This is a genomic window from Streptomyces taklimakanensis, assembly GCF_009709575.1.
Classification (GTDB): Bacteria; Actinomycetota; Actinomycetes; order Streptomycetales; family Streptomycetaceae; genus Streptomyces; species Streptomyces taklimakanensis.
The window spans coordinates 1,665,396-1,682,229 of record NZ_WIXO01000001.1 but is presented as its reverse complement, the minus strand read 5'-3'; the positions used below and the strand labels follow the sequence as shown (position 1 = coordinate 1,682,229).

At 70.6% G+C, this 16,834-nt stretch carries 11 protein-coding genes; 5 read left to right on the top strand and 6 right to left on the bottom strand.

The features are described from left to right. Positions 1 to 397: 397 nt before the first annotated feature. From ppdK to F0L17_RS07425, 5 genes are all read left to right on the top strand, one after another. Positions 398 to 3,136: a pyruvate, phosphate dikinase gene (gene ppdK / locus F0L17_RS07445; RefSeq protein ID WP_162465922.1), complete on the top strand. Its 2,739-nt coding sequence runs from the start codon at positions 398 to 400 to the stop codon at positions 3,134 to 3,136. A gap of 350 nt (positions 3,137 to 3,486) precedes the next feature. Then, on the top strand, positions 3,487 to 4,377 hold the full coding sequence (locus F0L17_RS07440; RefSeq protein ID WP_202917845.1) for a hypothetical protein: 891 nt from the start codon (positions 3,487 to 3,489) through the stop codon (positions 4,375 to 4,377). 188 nt (positions 4,378 to 4,565) lie between these two features. Continuing rightward, positions 4,566 to 5,045 (top strand): hypothetical protein, encoded by a 480-nt coding sequence (locus tag F0L17_RS07435; protein ID WP_155070447.1) that lies wholly within the window; start codon positions 4,566 to 4,568, stop codon positions 5,043 to 5,045. 273 nt (positions 5,046 to 5,318) lie between these two features. Then, positions 5,319 to 8,114, top strand: coding sequence for a glycosyl hydrolase (locus F0L17_RS07430; RefSeq protein WP_155070446.1), 2,796 nt, complete (start codon positions 5,319 to 5,321; stop codon positions 8,112 to 8,114). Between the two features lie 252 nt (positions 8,115 to 8,366). Beyond that, positions 8,367 to 8,849, top strand: coding sequence for a hypothetical protein (locus F0L17_RS07425; protein WP_162465921.1), 483 nt, complete (start codon positions 8,367 to 8,369; stop codon positions 8,847 to 8,849). A 96-nt stretch (positions 8,850 to 8,945) separates the two neighbouring features. Here the strand turns inward: F0L17_RS07425 and F0L17_RS07420 are convergent, their stop codons facing one another. The 6 genes from F0L17_RS07420 to F0L17_RS07395 form a co-directional block, all read right to left on the bottom strand. Beyond that, on the bottom strand, positions 8,946 to 10,106 hold the full coding sequence (locus F0L17_RS07420; RefSeq protein WP_162466763.1) for an alkaline phosphatase PhoX: 1,161 nt from the start codon (positions 10,104 to 10,106) through the stop codon (positions 8,946 to 8,948). Between the two features lie 165 nt (positions 10,107 to 10,271). Further along, positions 10,272 to 11,069: an alpha/beta fold hydrolase gene (locus tag F0L17_RS07415; RefSeq protein WP_155070444.1), complete on the bottom strand. Its 798-nt coding sequence runs from the start codon at positions 11,067 to 11,069 to the stop codon at positions 10,272 to 10,274. A gap of 107 nt (positions 11,070 to 11,176) precedes the next feature. Next, positions 11,177 to 13,435: a beta-xylosidase/alpha-l-arabinosidase gene (locus F0L17_RS07410; RefSeq protein ID WP_155070443.1), complete on the bottom strand. Its 2,259-nt coding sequence runs from the start codon at positions 13,433 to 13,435 to the stop codon at positions 11,177 to 11,179. Between the two features lie 39 nt (positions 13,436 to 13,474). Next, complete coding sequence (locus F0L17_RS07405; protein ID WP_420802393.1) at positions 13,475 to 14,398, bottom strand: carbohydrate ABC transporter permease; 924 nt, start codon at positions 14,396 to 14,398, stop codon at positions 13,475 to 13,477. Beyond that, complete coding sequence (locus tag F0L17_RS07400; RefSeq protein ID WP_338017996.1) at positions 14,395 to 15,297, bottom strand: carbohydrate ABC transporter permease; 903 nt, start codon at positions 15,295 to 15,297, stop codon at positions 14,395 to 14,397. Before F0L17_RS07400 ends, F0L17_RS07405 begins: the two co-directional genes overlap by 4 nt. Next, the gene (locus tag F0L17_RS07395; protein ID WP_155070442.1) at positions 15,294 to 16,634 is read right to left on the bottom strand and encodes an ABC transporter substrate-binding protein; all 1,341 of its coding nucleotides are present in this window, start codon (positions 16,632 to 16,634) and stop codon (positions 15,294 to 15,296) included. The genes F0L17_RS07400 and F0L17_RS07395 overlap by 4 nt, the downstream gene beginning before the upstream one ends. Between the last annotated feature and the right edge of the window lie 200 nt (positions 16,635 to 16,834).

The window sequence follows — 16,834 nt, the reverse complement described above, 5'->3', positions numbered from 1 at the left end:
TCCGATGACTGAGACGCGGCGCCCACCGACGGCGTGATCCTCGCCACTTTGATATGTGCTGCGCTCATTTGAGCGCTTGTTCGAGGGCTGCACTTCTCCAAGGTGTGGCACTGGGTGCCACCTCCCTCTCGTTCACCTCACCGACCGTCAGGTGACCGAGTGTGACGAGGGAGCGCTCCACCGGCCACGCAACGGAAGGAGTGATTCAACTCCTGAAGGCCGCGTTTCACGTCAGATGAACCGGCCCACGCTTTCGATCCATCGGCGGATGGGTGGTTACACCCGCATGGAATGCCGATGGCCGTACTCGAAATCCTTCGATCTGGGTACGCTCCCCGCCGTCAGGGCAGCCTTCCCCCGGCCTCCGCCGAGGGATCCAGCGAGGAGCGCGATTCTCGTGGCGGAAAACGAAGAACCTCACGCGACACAGAAGTTCGTCTACGACTTCACCGAGGGCAACAAGGAGCTCAAGGACCTCCTCGGCGGCAAGGGAGCCAACCTCGCCGAGATGACCAACCTCGGTCTCCCGGTCCCTCCCGGGTTCACCATCACCACCGAGGCGTGCAAGGTCTACCTCGACTCCGGTGTCGAGCCCCCGGCGCTCCGCGACGAGGTGAGTGCGCACCTCGACGCCCTGGAGCGGAAGATGGGCAAGAAGCTCGGCCAGGCGGACGACCCCCTCCTCGTGTCCGTCCGGTCCGGCGCCAAGTTCTCCATGCCCGGGATGATGGACACCGTCCTCAACATCGGCCTGTCCGACGCCTCGGTGGTCGGACTCGCAGCCCAGGCCGGGGACGAACGTTTCGCCTGGGACTCCTACCGGCGCCTCATCCAGATGTTCGGCAAAACCGTCCTCGGCGTCGACGGCGACCTCTTCGAGGAGGCCCTGGAGGAGGCCAAGCGCGCCAGGGGCGCGGCCACCGACGTCGACCTGGACGCCGACGACCTCAAGGCGCTCGTCGAGACCTTCAAGGGCATCGTCTCGGAGCGGACCGGCCGCGACTTCCCGCAGGACCCGCGCGAGCAGATGGACCTCGCCATCCGCGCGGTCTTCGACTCCTGGAACGGCGACCGCGCCAGGCTCTACCGCCGCCAGGAGCGCATCCCCCACGACCTGGGCACGGCCGTCAACGTCTGCTCCATGGTCTTCGGCAACCTCGGCCCCGACTCCGGCACCGGCGTCGCCTTCACCCGCGACCCCGCCAGTGGCCAGCAGGGCGTCTACGGCGACTACCTCGCCAACGCCCAGGGCGAGGACGTCGTCGCCGGCATCCGCAACACCGTGCCGCTCGCCGAGCTGGAGACGATCGACAAGGCGTCCTACGACCGGCTCATGGAGATCATGGAGATCCTGGAGAACCACTACCGGGACCTCTGCGACATCGAGTTCACCATCGAGCGCGGCAAGCTGTGGATGCTCCAGACCCGCGTCGGCAAGCGCACCGCCGCCGCGGCCTTCCGCATCGCCACCCAACTCGTCGATCAGGGCCTGATCGACGAGGCCGAGGCGCTGCGCCGGGTCAACGGCGCCCAGCTCGCCCAGTTGATGTTCCCGCGCTTCGAGGAGAGCCGGATCGGCGACAGCGGGGTCCGGCGGATCGGCTGGGGCATCGCCGCCTCGCCCGGCGCGGCCGTCGGCAAGGCCGTCTTCGACTCCTACACCGCCATCAAGTGGTCGCGTTCGGGCGAGAAGGTCATCCTCATCCGCCGCGAGACCAACCCCGACGACCTCGACGGCATGATCGCGGCCGAGGGCATCCTCACCTCCCGCGGCGGCAAGACCTCACACGCCGCCGTCGTCGCCCGCGGCATGGGCAAGACCTGCGTCTGCGGCGCCGAGGAACTGGAGGTGGACACCAAGAGGCGCTGCCTGAGCGCACCGGGCGGAGTGGTCGTCGAGGAGGGCGACGTCATCTCCATCGACGGCTCCACCGGCAAGGTCTACCTCGGCGAGGTGCCCGTCGTGCCCTCCCCGGTCGTGGAGTACTTCGAGGGCCGCATGCACGCCGGCGCCGACGACGCCGACGAACTGGTCAAGGCCGTGCACCGGATCATGGCCTACGCCGACCGGGTACGCCGGCTGCGGGTACGCGCCAACGCCGACAACGCCGAGGACGCCGCCCGTGCCCGCCGCTTCGGCGCCCAGGGCATCGGCCTGTGCCGCACCGAGCACATGTTCCTCGGCGAGCGGCGCGAACTGGTCGAGCGGCTGATCCTGGCCGACACCGACACCGAGCGCGAACAGGCGCTGGCCGCGCTGATGCCGCTGCAGAAGGGCGACTTCGTCGAACTCTTCGAGGCGATGGACGGCCTGCCGGTCACCGTCCGCCTGCTGGACCCGCCGCTGCACGAGTTCCTGCCCGACATCACCGAGTTGTCGGTGCGGGTGGCCCTGGCCGAGGCCCGCGAGGAGCCGCACGAGAACGAACTCCGCCTGCTCCAGGCCGTCCACCGCCTCCAGGAGCAGAACCCGATGCTGGGCCTGCGCGGCGTGCGCCTGGGTCTGGTCATCCCCGGACTGTTCACCATGCAGGTGCGGGCCATCGCCGAGGCCGCCGCCGACCGCATCGACGCCAAGGGCGATCCGCGCGCGGAGATCATGATCCCGTTGGTGGGCACCGTCCAGGAGTTGGAGATCGTCCGCGAGGAGGCCGAGAAGGTCATCGCCGAGGTCGAGCGGGCCCGCGGCGTGGAGTTGAGGCTCCTGCTGGGCACGATGATCGAACTGCCGCGCGCCGCGCTGACGGCCGGACAGATCGCCGAGTGCGCCGACTTCTTCTCCTTCGGCACCAACGACCTCACCCAGACCGTGTGGGGCTTCAGCCGGGACGACGTGGAGGCCAGCTTCTTCACCGCCTACCTGGAGAAGGGCATCTTCGGCGTCTCGCCCTTCGAGACCATCGACAAGGACGGTGTCGGCTCGCTGGTGCGAAGCGCCGTGGCGGCCGGTCGGGCCACCCGCCCGGACCTCAAGCTCGGCGTCTGCGGCGAGCACGGGGGCGACCCGGAGTCGGTGCACTTCTTCCACTCCGTGGGCCTGGACTACGTCTCCTGCTCCCCGTTCCGCATCCCGGTCGCCCGGCTGGAGGCCGGCCGCGCGGCGGCGGTGGAGACCGTGGAGGGCGGCGGCCGCTGACCCCACCGAGCCCGACGACCACCATCCGGGGGCGGAGCCGTTCCCGTCACGTCCCACCCTCACCGGCGGGGACGTCTCCGCTCCCATGAGAAGGGCGGCGCCTGTGCGGAGGCGCCGCCCTTCCGCCCGTCCGGAGCCCTTCCCGTACTCGGGCCACCTCTCCGCGGTGCCGAGGGGACGGTGAGAGGACGGGGCGTCAGGAGAGAATGACGGTTTCGAGGTGTGACGACTATCTCCGGTGCGATGTGTCCATTGATGTTCAAGGAACACACATCGTCTCCCGGGACTCACGGCCGGTGTTTCGGCCGCCGACCGTTCCGGGACATCCCATCGCACAAGAAGGAGCCGGAATGCTTCTCGTCAAGATCGAGAAATACAAGCAGAGCCCGCCCAGTGACGCCGACATCAAGACGGCGATGAAACGGTGCAACGGCACGGTCAGTTCCATCGTGCAGGATGGGGCGGGCACCAAGATCGTCTACTTCACGGGGGACGTGAACCACACCGTTTTCCAGAACACACTGCAGCTCGTGGCCCAAGGCGGTCAAATGAGTTGGCTGTTCCACTGGGGGGACAGCGGGACGCTGCAGAGTTCGGCCCAGGTCGGTGTGGCAGGAAGCGGGTACAGCATCACGATCCGCAACAACTCGCAGATCGACAACAGCCGGGCGATCGTCTTCCAGCAGGACCCGGAGACGCCGTCCGAGGTGGCGTCGCTGGCCTGGCTCTCGAAGATGTGCCACAAGAACACCCAGGTCACCTACAACTGGACCCTGAACTTCAATTTCGTCTGGGGCCAGAACGGCAACCTGAAGCCGGGGGTGAGCTACCAGGCCGGCGGTTCGATTCCGGCCGACCTCACCGCCAACAACCAGGTGACGCTCGACTACGTCGACGGCGGATTCGAGTTCGGTCCGACCTCGGCCGGTCCGAGCCAGGGCTCCCTGCTCATCCACGAGAGCGACAACGTCCCCGGCGCCGGCAACATCGACCAGGGATCCGTCGGCATCGGCATGTTCGGCAAGGGCACCTTCGTGCGGCCGACCCAGCCCACGGGGATGAGTGGGGGGATCCAGTTCGGAATTCACCCGGAGTACTGGGTGGCCTTCGGCAGTTACGAGGAAGGCGAAGTGGTCGACACATCGGTTCTGTACTATCCGGAGCAGGTGATGTTCTCCGGTAATATGTTCCACGCCGACTGCGCCTTCGACGGGCAGAAGTGGTCGATCAGCTACTCGTGATCGGTCGGCGGTCCCCTCGGGCACGCCCGGGACGGGGAACGCCGGGTGTGCCGGCCTCCTCGGTCTTCGTCGGCCTCACGGACCGCGTCCGGCCTGGGCGTCAGGACATGCTGACGATGCCGGCGAAGCGCCCTCGGAAACCCATGGTCGTGGTGCGCCGATCGTCACGATTGTCCACCATGACGCACATGGAGAACCAACTCTGGCCGTACCTGTCTCCGAGCAGACCGGGGTGGTGGCTGGTGGGCGGGGTTCGCGGCCGGGTCCGACGGGTCGTCTCGGAAGGCGGCGGCAGACGGGAGTCGGCGGGGGATCCCCTGGTGGTCGTGCTGGACGTGCTCGGCAACGTCGACCGGATCAGGAGGACGTTGGACAACGACGTGCTGATGTTGGTCGCCGAGGCCCATCAGCATGGTGCGTCGTGGACGGAGATCGCCAACCGGCTCTACCGGACGAAGCAGACCGTCCACCAGCAGTACCAGCACCGGCTGTACGCCTGCCGGACGCGGGAACTGCTCCGTCGCGACCACCAGGAGGCGGTCCGGCAGGCCCAGGTGCTCTGTCGGCAGGGCGATCCGGAGGAGATGGCCGAGTCGCGGGCGTTCCTGCGGAGGCTCCGGACCGTGGCGGAACGCCCCGTTCCGACCCCCTCGGCCGATCGCCGTTGACGCCGGACACGGACGCCGCCGCACCCGGGACCGGCCACGGCCGGGGGTGCGGTGGTGTCCGTGTCGGCGTCCGTGTCACGGAGGAACACGAGGCGTGCCGGTCGTCGGACCGGAGCGGCGCAAAGTGGAGATAAGCCGTCAACTCTTGAACGAACAGCGGCCGTTGAAGATCTTTTTCGTCGAACACCTTGACGATCGTTTAGGTGAACTTTACGTTGCCGGAATCTGAGAGCGCTCTCAAGACCCCCCTCACCCCCCCCGAGGAGCCGTTCCATGAGATTCCGCAGACGCCCCGCCGCGCTTCTGGCGGCGGTGGTGGCCACGGCGGCCGGCGCCACCGGCCTCGGTGTCGCCGGCGCGGGCAGCGCCGCGGCCGCCACCGTCCCCGTCGGCCAGGGCGGTTACAGCGACACCCGCCCCGCCGGGGCCGCGGGCCCCGAGAACAACGTCGGCGCCCCCGTCAAGCCGAAGGTCACCTCCGCCGCCGCGGGCAAGCCGGTACCCACCAACGACTGGTGGTCGTCCCTGGTCTTCCAGCGGTACCCCGACAACCCGTACTCCGAGAACATGTACGGCCACCCCCTCACCTACCGGGCCGTCTCCGGCGGACTGGAGGTCGGCCACCCCACCTCGCACGCCGTCGTCGGCGAGGGACGCCAGTACGAGTTCGCCCACAAGCGCGACCTGACCCTCGGCCTGGCGGGCCTCAACTCCCCCGACGCCAAGGCCGACTCCTGGAGCGACTGGACCGTCACCCCCTACTGGTCCGACGGCACCCGCACCCTGCGCACCACCATCGGGCACGGCCTGCCCTACGTGTACGCCCAGGGCACCGGCGGGGCGGCGCGGATCTCCGCCGCGAGCACCCCGAACGTCTTCGCCGACCAGGGCAACGTCCTGGGTGTCACCATCGGCGGCCGGCACTACGCGCTGTTCGCCCCCACCGGCAGCGACTGGACCGTCTCGGGCACCGACATCCGGGCGAACCTCGGCTCGAAGGACTACTTCTCGCTGGCCGTGCTGCCGAGCACCGACGCGCTCGCCACCTTCCGCAAGTACGCCTTCAGCTTCGTCACCGGCTCCAGGGTGAGCTGGGACTACGACGAGGCCGCCGGTCGGATCAAGGCCACCTACACGCTCACCACGACGCCCAGGGAGGGCAGCGAGCGGGGCACCCTCCAGGCGCTCTACCGCCACCAGTGGCTGCACACCACCGACGCGCTGACCGGTTGGACCTACGCCTCGCCGCGCGGGACGATGAAGGTCCGCGAGGGAACCTCCTTCACCACCTCCCAGAAGGTCACCGGCGTCCTGCCCGGACTGCCCCGCACCTCCGCCGTGGACAAGGCCCGACTCACCGGCTACCTCAACGAGGTGGTGAACGCCGCCGACCCGTTCGAGGGGGCCACGGACACCTACTGGACGGGCAAGCAGCTCGGCAAGCTCGCCCAGCTCGTGCCCATCGCCGACCAGATCGGTGAGACCGGCGTCCGCGACAGGCTGCTCGGACTGATCAAGGGCCGGCTCCAGGAGTGGTTCACCGTCGGCGGTGCCGCGGAGTTCTCCTACGACCGCGACTGGAAGACCCTCATCGGCTACCCCGCCTCCTACGGCAGCGACAAGGAACTCAACGACCACCACTTCCACTACTCGTACTACGTGATGGCCGCGGCCATCGTCGCCCAGTACGACCGGGCCTGGGCAGCCGACTCTGCCTGGGGCGGCATGGTGAAGACCCTCGTCAGGGACGCCGCCAACCCCAGCCGCACCGACGAGATGTTCCCGTTCCTGCGCGGCTTCGACGTCTACGCCGGGCACAGCTGGGCGGCCGGCCACGCGGGCTTCGCCGCCGGCAACAACCAGGAGTCGTCCTCGGAGTCGATCAACCTCAGCGCCGGCCTGATCCTGTGGGGCTCGGCCACCGGGGACACCTCCCTGCGCGACCTGGGCGTCTACCTGCTGACCACCGAGTCCGAGGCCATCGCCCAGTACTGGTTCGACGCCGACCAGAAGGTCTACCCCCAGGACTTCGGCCACGACGTCGTGGGCATGGTCTGGGGCAGCGGTGGCGCCTACTCCACCTGGTGGACCGCCAACCCCGAGGAGATCCACGGCATCAACGTCCTGCCCGTGACCGGCGGCTCGCTCCACCTGGCCCGCAACAAGGACGCCATCCGGCGCAGCATCGCCGAGATGGAGCGGAACAACGGCGGCCCGGCCGTCGAGTGGCGCGACATCCACTGGGAGTTCCAGGCCCTGGCCGACCCCGCGAAGGCCAAGGCCACCTGGGACGCCCAGGGCGGGAACTACGGTCCGGAGGCGGGCGAGACCAGGGCCCACACCTACCACTGGATCGCCACCCTGGACGCGCTCGGCGCCCCCGACCCCTCCGTCACCGCCGACAGTCCCACCGCCGCGGTCTTCGCCAAGAACGGCACCCGCACCTACGTCGCCCACAACTTCTCCGGCTCGGCGACGACCGTGACGTTCTCCGACGGCGGGAAGCTGACCGTCCCGGCCCGTTCCACGGCCACCGGCACCGGCACGGCGGACCCGGGCGACCCCGGTGACCCGGGCGACCCGCCCGCCACCGGCGACACCTTCCACCTGCGCGCCGGCGGGACGCTGAGCACCACCGCGGCCGCCACCCCGACCGCCGACACCATCGCCTCGGCGGGCGGCGCCAACCACGACGGCACCCCCCACCGGCCGCTCGTCTACGAGGTCCGGAACGTCAACGGCACCCACGAGGCAGGCGGCACCACCGGATTCCGACTGAAGGTGGACGCGGGGACGGCCGTCGGGCTCGGCCAGCAGGCCCGGGTCTCCTACGACCTGACCGGCGACGGCACCTTCGACCGGGTGGAGACCTACCGCTACTTCGCCACCGACCCGGTCCCCGGCTGGGAGGAGTACGACGCCTCCCGCGCCGGACTGAAGTCGGCCTCGGGCAGCCTCGGCGACCTGCGGGGCGGAACGGTCCGCGTCGAGGTGTGGAGCGCCATCGGCAACGCCCCCTCGCAGCTCCAGGTCGGCTCGGGTTCGGTGCTCACCATCCCCTTCGGATGAGCCGGCCGGCCGACCGGCACGGCCCCGCCTGACCGGGCCGCCGTGCGCACGCCCCCCACCGCCCCCGGGTGTGCGCACGGCGGCCCTTCCACGCGTCGGCGGGCGCCGACTGCCCCGAACACAAAGGGAATTGAGCCTTCCGTGGGGTGTGCCGGCGGCCTCCGAAGCCGTGGCGTACCGTTCGAGGAGGCCCTGGTCCGGTGCGTTCCCGGGGTCGGCCCGACGACCCCGCCGATCGATCGGAGTCCCCACGTGCGAATCCGCCGCGCTCGTACGACGGCCGTGCTCGCCGTCCCCCTGACGCTGCTCCTGGTGTCCTGCTCCGGCGGCGGGGAGGACGAGGCCGGAAGCGGGAGGACCTCCGCGAGCCCCGCGGCGAGCGCGGCCCCGGAGGCCGGCACGCCCACCGGCCCGCGGACACCGGGGCCGGGGAAGGTCCGCGACGCCTTCGCCGGGCTCCAGGCGACCCTGGACGACTCGTGCGACACCCCCGGCAACTGCGAGTACCTCCTGGGCCGCATCGCCTACGAACTCGACCGCCTGGACCGGGCGATGAAGGCCGACCCCAAGGGCCCCGGCCACTTCCCGGAGCCGATCGCCTGGATCGCGGACCTGCGCGAGCGGATGGGCGAGGACCGGTCCTACGAGAACCTCAAGAGGCACCGGGACCGGCTCTTCGGCACCCGCGACAGGATCAACACCTGGATGCAGGACCACCCCGACGACTACCGCTGACACCTCCCGGCACGGGCCCCGGGGCGGGTTCCGGGGCCCGTGTGGGAGAGGCCGCCGGAAGGGAGGGCGGCCGGAAGGGGGGCGGGAGCGGAACGGTCAGGAGCGGAACGGGCCGGTCACCTCGTAGGTGATGCCGCCCGAGCTGCTGCCGCTGGTGCCGCGCTGGCTGGAGAAGTACAGCCGGCTGCCGTCCGGCGAGAAGGCCGGGCCGGTGATCTCCGAGGACGACTGGCCGGTGACCTGGAGGAAGGGCGCGACCACGCCGTCCGGGGTGATCACGCAGATCTCCATGGTGCCGCCGTCCTCGGCGACGAACAGGTCGCCGGAGGCCGAGCCGGTGACGTTGTCCACGCCGGTCAACGGGGCGCTGCCGGAGACCAGGGAGTCGTCGTAGGCGAGTTCGACGGTGTCGTGCGCCGCGTCGAGCCGCCAGACCCGGCCGTCGCCCTTGGTGGTGAACCAGCAGCTGCCGTCGGCGTAGTGGCAGCCCTCGCCGCCGTTGAAGTGCTTGGCGGCCGCGACCTGGTGGCGGGTGGCGGTGGAGGAGGCGGACGGGTCGGGGACGGGTGCCCAGCCGATCGAACCGGAGGTGCCCGAGCCGCCCGTCAGCACCTCCAGGGTGCCCGAGGACAGCACGCCCCAGGTGTGCGGGCGGAAGCGGTAGAGGCAACCGTCGGAGACGTCCTCGGTCAGGTAGATCACCTTCCGGACCGGGTCGGCGGCCGCCGCCTCGTGCTTGAAACGGCCCATGGCGTCGCGGCGGACGGCGGGGTTCACGCCCCACGGGTCGGTCTCGTAGACGTAGCCGCGGTCCACCTCCTCGCAGGAGAGCCAGGTGTTCCACGGGGTCTTGCCGCCGGCGCAGTTCTGACGGGTGTTCGACAGGACGCGGTAGGCGTCGGTGACGTTCCCGGCGGAGTCGAAGCGGACGGCGCCCGCGCCGCCGCCGGGGGTGACCTCGGAGTTGGAGACGTAGATCCACCCTCCCCCGTCGGTGGCGTAGCAGGCGCCGCCGTCGGGGGCGTTGTGCCAGGTGTGGGAGGTGCCGGAAACCCTCCGCCCGGAACGGGCGATCACCCGACTGGTGAAGCCCCGGGGCAGCCGGACGCCGTTGGCGTCGGCCGGCAGGAGGCTCCCGTAGGGGCTGGGGCCGGGTTGGGCGGGCGCGGCGTGCGCGGCGCCGCGCCACAGGGAGCCGCCGAAGGCGGCGACCGATCCGGCGAGTACGGCTCCGCGCAGGAAGGTGCGACGTTCCACGGTCATGTGAACGCTCCCGGGGGTCGTCTGGCCCCGCGTCCGGTGGGCCGCGGGGTCGAACGTCCCGGAAGGCTAGGGGCGCTCTTTTGACGGGGCATGAACAATCGACCGCCCGGAGTGGCCGGTTGCCCCAACAACCGGTCGCCGGTACCCGCCCGCCGGCGGTCACCCCGGCGCGTCGAGGAAGTCGGCGACGGCACGGGCGAAGTCCTCCGGGGCGTCGTCGTGGACCCAGTGCCCGGCCGACGGAAAGGTGACCAGCCGGGTGCGGGGACGGCGCTCGGTCATCTCCCGCGCCAACCACGCGGGCAACAGGGGGCTCCTGCCGCCGTGCAGCACCAGCGCGGGGCAGGTGGAGCCCAGCCAGTCCGCCCACCAGTCGCCGGTGCCGCCCTCCTGGACGGCCGTCATGTCGTCCCAGTCGAACAGCAACCGCCAACGGTCGCCGTCCTGGACCGCGCTGTGCAGGAAGTAGGCGCTGTCGGGGGCACCGGCCTCCTCGACGCGGCGGGCGAGCTCCTCCCGGGTGCGGCCGGTGGCCGGCCACCCCCGCACGTCCAGGACCGGCCGGGCGATCTCGGGCTCGCGCATCACCGGCCCCACGTCCTCGACGACGAGCGCGCGCACCAGCTTCGGGTGGCGGGCGGCCAACTGGTAGGCGGTGATGCCGCCCAGGGAGTGCCCGAGGACGACGGCGGGGGCCAGGCCCAGCTCGCGCAGCAGGTGGGCGGCGTCCTCGACGAAACCGTCGCGCCCGTAGTCGGCCGCCCGGTCGCTGAGTCCGTGACCGCGCTGGTCGGGCGCCACGATCCGGGCCCGGCCGGCGAGGTCGCGGGCCGCTCGGGCGAAGACCGAACCGCGGCCGAAGGTGCCGTGGAGGGCGAGGACGGGGACGCCGGCACCGCCGAAGTCGAGGCAGCACAGGGTGCGGTCGCCGACGCGGACCCGAATCGTCTCGTACATGACGCCCACTCTGGCACGCCCCCGCCGGCCGTCCCGTGCCCGTGCGGACCCTCCCCGGCGCGGCGCCCGCCCCGGACGCGGGCGGGCGCCGCACGGCCGGTGCCGGATCAGGGCCGCAGGACGCGTACCTCGGCCCCGCAGGTCATCCGACGGTCGTGCCCGACCGTGCGCTCCTCCCCGGTCAGGGTCAGCGGCACGGTGTGGCGGACGTCGGCGCTGGAGGCCGCCAGGCGCAGCTCCACGGCGCCGGGCTCGACGATCCGCCGGCCGGGCCGCTCGGTGTAGGAGGCCAGGTCGGCGTGGAAGTCGAAGACGACCTCCGCCGCCTGCCCCGGCTCCAGCGCCACCCGTGCGTAGCCGACCAGCCGGCTGACCGGCTGGACGGTGCGGGCCACGGGATCGTGCAGGTAGAGCTGGACGACCTCGGTGCCCGCCCGCTCCCCGGTGTTGCGCACGGTCAGACGCACGCGCGTGCCGCCGTCGGTGGGGAGGGCGTCGGTGTCGGCGCCGGCCCCCTCCCAGGCGAAGGTGGTGTACGACAGACCGTGCCCGAAGGGGTACAGCGGCGTCGGGTCGAGGTTGCTGGCCGCGCCCTTGAGACCCAGCGGCGGCGCCAGGTACGTCCAGGGCTGGCCGCCGTTGCCGCGCGGCACGCTGACCGGGAGTCGGCCGGAGGGGTCGATCCGTCCGGTGAGCACTCCGGCGACGGCCGGGCCGCCCTCCTCGCCGGGGAAGAACGCCTGCACCACGGCGGCGAGCCGGCCGTCCCAGCGGCCGAGCGCGTAGGGGCGTCCGGTGAGCAGCACCAGCACCACGGGCTTGTCGGTGCGCTCCAGCAGCTCGTCCAGGAACGCGGCCTGGCCGTCGGGGAGGGTGAGGTCCTCGGCGTCGCAGCCCTCGCCGGAGGTGCCGCGACCGAAGAGGCCGGAGCGGTCGCCGAGGACGGCGACGACGATGTCGGCGTCCTCGGGGGAGGCGGTGAGGTCCGCCCCGGGCAGCTCGGCGCCCAGCGAGTCCAGCAGCGTGGGGATCTCCACGCCCAGGGCCAGGTCGGGGTGCTCCACGCCCACGTGCCGGGGGAAGGTGTAGCAACCGAGCATGGCGGACCGCTCGTCGGCGTACGGGCCGACCACGGCGATCCGGGCCGTGGGGGACAGCGGCAGCACGTCCCGGCGGTTGTCCAGCAGGACGACCGACTCCTCGGCCACGCGCCGGGCCAGCTCCCGCATGGCCGGCGGGTCCAGGTCGACCTTCCCCTCCGGCACGGTGGGCTTCCAGTCGGGGTCCAGCAGGCCCAGCTCGCACTTCTGCCGCAGGACCCGCAGCACGGCCCGGTCCACCAGCTCCTCGGAGACCTCGCCGGAGCGCACGGCCTTCAGCAGGGGCTCGCCGTAGCAGCGCACGCTCGGCAGCTCCACGTCGACGCCCGCCGCCAGGGCCAGGGCGCCGGCACGGGCGGGGGAATCGGCGACGCGGTGGTTGCGCTCCAGGAAGGAGATGCCGAAGTAGTCGGCGACGACCGTGCCGGTGAATCCCCACTCCTCGCGGAGCAGCCCGGTCAGCAGATCGGGGCTGGCCGCGGCCGGCACGCCGTCGAGGTCGTTGTAGGCGTGCATGACCGAACGGGCGCCGCCCTCGCGCAGCGCCATCTCGAACGGCGGCAGGATCACGTCGGCCAGTTCGCGCGGGCCGATGGAGACGGGCGCGTGGTTGCGGCCGCCGCGGGAGGCGGAGTAGCCGGCGAAGTGCTTGAGGGTGGCCACGATCCCGGCCGACTCCAGGCCCGCCACGTAGGCGGTGGCCACGGTCGCCACCAGGTAGGGGTCCTCGCCGATGGACTCCTCGGTGCGGCCCCAGCGCGGATCGCGCACCACGTCCAGGACGGGGGAGAGGCCCTGGTGGATGCCGACCGAGCGCATCGAGGCGCCGATGGCGGCGGACATCTCGCGCACCAGCGCGGGGTCGAAGGTGGCGCCCCAGGCCAGCGGGGTGGGGAAGACGGTGGCCTGCCAGGCGGTGAACCCGGTCAGGCACTCCTCGTGGGCCAGGGCCGGGATGCCGAACCGGTTCGCGGCGGCGACCCGGGACTGGAAGTCCGCCAGCGCCCGGGCCCCTTCGGTCGGGTCCACGGGCGCGGTGCCGAAGGGGCGGGTGAGCTGCCCCAGGCCGTGGGGCAGCAGCCCGTCCAGGTCGACGGCCTCGGAGACCTCGTGCTGGAACGGAGCGACGTCCTCGCCTTCGGCCTCGGACCCGGGCCAGATGCTGGAGAGCTGGGCGAGCTTCTCCTCCAGCGTCATCCGGGACAGCAGGTCGGCAGCGCGTTCCTCCGAGGGTCGGGAGGTGTCCTGCCAGGGGTGGTGATGCATGAGGCTCCTTGTTCGGCGTCAGCGTGGTCGGGGCGCGGTTCAGCGCCCGCCGGCCCCCATGAGGCCGTTGATGAGCTGACGGCGCGCGAAGAGGTACACGACGAAGATCGGCACGATCGACAGCACGACCGCGGCGAGCAGTGCCGGGATGTCCACCCGGAACTGGCCCACGTAGTCGTAGAGGCCGAGGGTGAGCACCTTGGTGTCCCGCGACTGGGTGAGGATCAGCGGGAAGAGGAAGTTGTTCCAGGCCTGCAGCGCCGCGTAGACGCCGACCGTGGAGATTCCGCCCCGGGAGAGCGGCACCACGAGCTGGAGGAGGATGCGGGTCTGGCTCGCGCCCTCCAGGGCCATCGACTCGTACATCTCCTCCTCGATGTCCCGCATGGTGCCCGCCAGGATCAGTACGCAGACGGGCAGGCAGAACGCCGAGATGGGCAGGATGATCGCCAGCAGGCTGTCGTACAACTGCATCTCGGTGATCAGCAGGTAGACGGGGACGATCACCGCCTGGGCGGGGATGGCCAGGCCCAGCAGGAAGAACTGGAAGACCCGCTGGGAGGTCCGGCTGAGGGTGCGCACGACGGTGTAGCCGACGCCCACCGAGAGCACGATGACGATCGCGGCGGTGGCGGCCGTGACGATCGCGGTGTTGAGCAGGTAGGTGAAGAAGTCGCCTTCCAGCACCTTCCGGTAGTTGTCCAGCGTCAGGCCGCCGGGCAGGGAGAGCGCGCCCTTGTCGTAGTAGGCCTCGTTGGTCCGCAGGGTGGCGAGGACCAGCACGTACAGCGGCAGGCCGACGACGACCAGCCACAGGAGGGCGGCGACGCCCGCCGGGATGTTCCACTTGCGGACGCCGCGGAGCCTGCCGCGCACCCCCCGGTCGTTGCGGACCTGCGGGGCCGGCGGGCCGGACGGGGCGCTCGGGGAGGGCCGGTGGTCCGGCCGGGTGGCGGTCTTCACATCCCCTCCCGGGTGCTGCGCATGGCGGTGAAGCCGGAGATCCGGACCATCAGCAGGGAGATGGCCGTGGCGACGATCACGAGGGTGGTGGCGATGGCGCTCGCGTAGCCCATGTCGTACGCCTGGAAACCGGTCTCGTACATCAGGTAGGGAACGATCGTGGTATCCGTTCCCGGTCCGCCCTCGGTCAGGATGAGGACGGTGTCGAAGAAGGTCAGCGCGCCGACGACCATCAGCACCGAGGAGGTGATGACGGTGTTGCGCAGCTGCGGCAGGGTGATGGTGAAGAACTGCCGGACGGTTCCCGCTCCGTCGAGGGAGGCGGCCTCGTAGAAGGACTTGGGGATCTGCCGGGCGCCGCCCTGGTAGAGCAGGGTGTGGAACGGGATGAACTGCCAGGAGGCGACGAAGGCGACCGCGGCCATGGCGCTCGTCCCGTCGGCGAACACGTTGCCGTTCTCGATGCCGATCCACGGGCCGATCTCGGCGATCAGACCGAAGTTGGGGTCCAGCAGCGACTTCCACAGCAGGGCCAGCGCCACCGAGGAGGCCAGCAGCGGCAGGAAGAAGATCGCGCTGAGGACGGCCCGGTTCTTCTGGCGGCCCGCGGACCACACTCCCAGCAGCAGGGAGATGGGGGTCTGGATCAGCCAACTGGCGGCGGTGAGGATGATGCTCAGCTTCACGGCCTGCCGCATCGTGGGGTCGTCGAACAGCCGTTCCCAGTTGTCGGTGCCGCTCACGGAGGGGAAGCTGCCCAGGCCGTCCCAGGTGGTGAAGGAGAGGTAGACGACCAGCAGCATGGGACCGACGGCGAACAGGGCAAAGAACAACACGCCGGGGACCGCCCAGGCGATGCCCGGGCGGCCCACACGCGACGTGGTCGCGACGTGCTTCACTTGAGAGCCTTCATTGCGTCGACGAACTTTTCGGGGTCGAGCTGCTTGTTGAACAGCTTCTGGATGTTGGTCAACATCGGCGAGGCCTGCTGGGCCGGCAGCGCCTGGTCCCAGGAGAGGGTGTAGGACGGGGCGTCGAGGGCCAGGTCGTACGCGGAGAGGGCGAAGTCGGGGGCCGGGTGGCTGGCGAGCTGCTCCTCGGCGTCGGTGGTGGCGGGCACCTCACCGTTCTCCACCATGTCCTTGACGTACGCCTCCTCGGCGGTGGTCTTGAGGAACTCGATGGCGGCCTCGCGCCTCTCGCCCTTCAGGCTGGAGTTGACCGACCAGTAGTTGGTGGGGTTGCCCACCACGTTCCGGGGGTCGCCCTTGCCGTCGGGCATCGCCGGGAAGGTGGTCCAGCCCAGGTCGGACTTGGCGAAGTCCGGGTTGTTGGACTGCTGGGTGGAGTACTCCCAGCTGCCCATCAGGAACATGGCGGCCTTGTCCTTGGCCAGGAGGGTGGAGGCGGCGCCGGAGTCGTAGTCGACCGACTGGTACTTGTTGCCGAACGCGCCGCGGTCCACGAGGTCCTGGATGGTCCGGGCGGTCTCCAGGACGGCCGGGTCGCCCCAGGCGGAGGAGTCGCCGCCCCGGATGCGGTCGAAGACCTCGGCGCCGCCGATGCGGTCCAGCAGGTACTCCACCCACATCAGCTCGGTCCAGGGCGTGGTGCCGGCGAGCGCGAAGGGGGTGACGCCCTCCTTCTTGAAGGTGTCGACCAGGTCGAGCAGGTCGTCCCAGGTCTTCGGCGGCTCGACGCCGGCCTCCTTGAAGACCTTCTTGTTGTAGAAGAGCATCACCGGCTGCATGCCGCGCATCGGGATGCCGTAGTACTTGTCGTCGATCTTGCCCTCGTTCAGGATCGCCGGGATGAACGAGTCCCTGAACTCGGTGTCCTTCTTCAGCTCGGGGGTCAGATCGACCAGCATGTCCTTCTCGACGAAGTTGGCGATGCTGCCGCCACCCCAGTTGAAGAAGATGTCGGGGGCGTTGGGGGTGCCCATGGCACTGCGCATCTTGTCCTGGTAGTTCTGCCCGGGCACCTCGACGAGCTCGGCCTTGATGTCCGACTTCTCGTTGAACCGCTCGACGGCCGCCTGCTGCACCGTGACCGAGGCGTCCTGGTAGACCCAGACCTCCAGGGCCGCGTCCGACGACTCTTCACCGGGACCGCCGCTGCCGCAGGCGGTGAGCACCAACGAGGCGGCCAGCGCGGTCGCCGTCAGCGCGGCGGCGCGGTGCCGCCGGGTTCCCTTGCGGCCACCTCTGGCCGGGCCCTGTACTGCTGTTCGCATCGCATACCTTCCGGAAGGACTCCGAAAATTATCGGTAGTAGTGGTGGGAAAGTACGTATGCGTTTCAGCGGTGTCAACAGGTCTGACAAAAAAGGGGACCTGAGACCCGACAGCGTGATGCGCCCGTTATATGGAGTTGTTCAGTCCGCCTCCGGGCGGCCTCCGGACGACCTCCGGCCGGCGCCCGGTCCGTCGCCGGA

What these genes read in the sequence shown, in the direction of transcription:
- F0L17_RS07395 (WP_155070442.1), bottom strand. Translation starts at nt 16,634, where the DNA reads ATGCGAACAGCAGTACAGGGCCCGGCCAGAGGTGGCCGCAAGGGAACC.
- F0L17_RS07435 (WP_155070447.1), top strand. Translation starts at nt 4,566, where the DNA reads ATGGAGAACCAACTCTGGCCGTACCTGTCTCCGAGCAGACCGGGGTGG.
- F0L17_RS07410 (WP_155070443.1), bottom strand. Translation starts at nt 13,435, where the DNA reads ATGCATCACCACCCCTGGCAGGACACCTCCCGACCCTCGGAGGAACGC.
- F0L17_RS07415 (WP_155070444.1), bottom strand. Translation starts at nt 11,069, where the DNA reads ATGTACGAGACGATTCGGGTCCGCGTCGGCGACCGCACCCTGTGCTGC.
- F0L17_RS07440 (WP_202917845.1), top strand. Translation starts at nt 3,487, where the DNA reads ATGCTTCTCGTCAAGATCGAGAAATACAAGCAGAGCCCGCCCAGTGAC.
- F0L17_RS07430 (WP_155070446.1), top strand. Translation starts at nt 5,319, where the DNA reads ATGAGATTCCGCAGACGCCCCGCCGCGCTTCTGGCGGCGGTGGTGGCC.